This window comes from Achromobacter semiaridum, from assembly GCF_053543755.1.
On the sequence record NZ_JBLVOL010000085.1, the window covers coordinates 6,260 to 8,142 of the forward strand.

General features: G+C 66.2%; 2 protein-coding genes and 1 pseudogene. All 3 read left to right on the forward strand.

Annotated features, from left to right (window positions below; all coding sequences use genetic code 11):
- The first annotated feature begins 202 nt into the window (after positions 1-202).
- Positions 203-1,201: a Bug family tripartite tricarboxylate transporter substrate binding protein gene (locus ACNPP0_RS21855; RefSeq protein WP_448706981.1), complete on the forward strand. Its 999-nt coding sequence runs from the start codon at positions 203-205 to the stop codon at positions 1,199-1,201.
- A gap of 115 nt (positions 1,202-1,316) precedes the next feature.
- On the forward strand, positions 1,317-1,634 hold the full coding sequence (locus ACNPP0_RS21860; protein ID WP_332611013.1) for an NIPSNAP family protein: 318 nt from the start codon (positions 1,317-1,319) through the stop codon (positions 1,632-1,634).
- Between the two features lie 160 nt (positions 1,635-1,794).
- Positions 1,795-1,883 (forward strand): annotated as a pseudogene (locus ACNPP0_RS21865) (GntR family transcriptional regulator); the annotation flags it as partial.

Below are 1,883 nucleotides of genomic sequence, written 5' to 3' on the forward strand. Positions count from 1 at the left end.
GGGCCCTGGACAGCGGGTCACCCTATCTGATCGAACTTTGTCTGGACCCCGAGGTGATTACGCCCCGGGCCACCCTGACCAGCCTGCGCAAACAAGCGCAGCTTGCCGCTTCCTGACGTTCAGGATTGGATTGCCGCGCAGCAGTCGCAAGAACGGCGCGCGGCGATCCCATAAAAAAAATGACCACACCTGGAGAGAGACTATGAATACCCCCCTGCCCGCCCTGCGGCGGTTGGCCGTGGCCGCCTTGCTGGGCACCGCGACCCTTGGCGCTGCATCGTTCGCGGCATCCTCCGACGCCTCGGCCTACCCCGAGCGCCCGCTGCGCATCATCGTTCCCTTTGCCGCCGGCGGCGCCACCGACGTGATCGCGCGCACCGTGGCGCAGTCCATGTCCGCCCGCCTGGGCCAGCCGGTAGTGGTGGAAAACAAAGCCGGCGCCAACGGCAACATCGGCGCCGTCATGGCCGCGCGCGCCGAGCCCGACGGCTATACGCTGCTGATGGCCACGTCCAGCCATGCCATCAATTCCACGCTTTATCACAAGCTGGACTACAGCCTGACGGGCGACTTCGCGGGCCTGTCGAACCTGGCGTCGGTGCCTTTGCTGCTGGTGGTGAACCCGTCGGTGCCCGCCAAGACCCCCGAAGAACTTGCCGCCTACGCCAAGGCCAGCGGCAACCGCGTGAACTACGCCTCGGGCGGCACCGGCACGGCGTCGCACCTGGCGGGCGCGCAGTTCAATTCACTGGCCGGCGCGCAGATGACGCACGTGCCCTACAAGGGGGGCTCGCAGGCGCTTAATGACCTGATGGGCGGCCAGGTCCAGATCATGTTCGCGAATCTGCCTGAAGTGCTGTCGCAGGTGCAGGCCGGCCGCTTGCGGCCCATCGCCGTCACGGGCAAGCAGCGCCATGCCGCCCTGCCGGACGTGCCGGCGTTTTCCGAAACGTCTTATCCCGCCATGAACGCCCGGTCCTGGTTCGGCCTGTTCGTGCCCGCGGCCACGCCCGCGCCCGTGGTGGAAAAGTTGTCGCAGGCCATCACCCAGGGCGTGGCCGACCCCGCCGTGCAGGACAAGCTGAAGGGGCTGGGTGCCGACCCCGTCGGCGACGGCCATGCCGCGTTCCAGCAATACGTGAACCAGGAAGTCGATCGCTGGAGCGTGCTGGTGAAACAGTCCGGCGCCACGGCGGACTGACGATCGATCAGATTCTGCAATGCGCGTTGCAGCCCGCGTTGCAGCCCCATTGCAGCCCGCTTTGGCACCGCTCCCCCCTACGCAATCCCCATCGCAACACCTCAAAGGAAACACCATGCTTTACGACGTACGGACTTACACCTGCCGCGCCGGCACCATCAAAAAGCACCTGGCGCTTTATGCAGAGCACGGCTATGAGGTGCAAAGCCGCCACCTGGGCAAGCCGCTGGCCTACATGCAGACCGAGACGGGCGACGTCAACAGCTACATGCACATCTGGGTCTATGACAGTGCCGCCGACCGCGAGGCCAAGCGCCTGGCGCTGCAAAAAGACCCCGCCTGGGCCGGCTACCTGACCAAGAGCGCCGAGGCCGGCTATCTGATCCGCCAGGAAAACCGGCTGATGACGCCCACGGCGTTCTTCCAGCCTTGACGACCAAGGGCCCAGGGCCGAGGACCGTCCTCGGCTGCGCGACGCGCGGTTGAGCCGCAACGGGCGGGAAGAAAAAATTCGGACATAATTATTGCCCTGGCACCCCGGCAGTGGCCTTGCGCCCGCCGCCCGCCCTGGCCTGTCCGCGCCGGATTTTTCCATGAACCTTGCCCGTATCGATCTCGTCACCCTCACCTTGTTCGTTGCCGTCGCGCGCCAGGGCAGCATCTCGGCCGGCGCGCGCCAGTC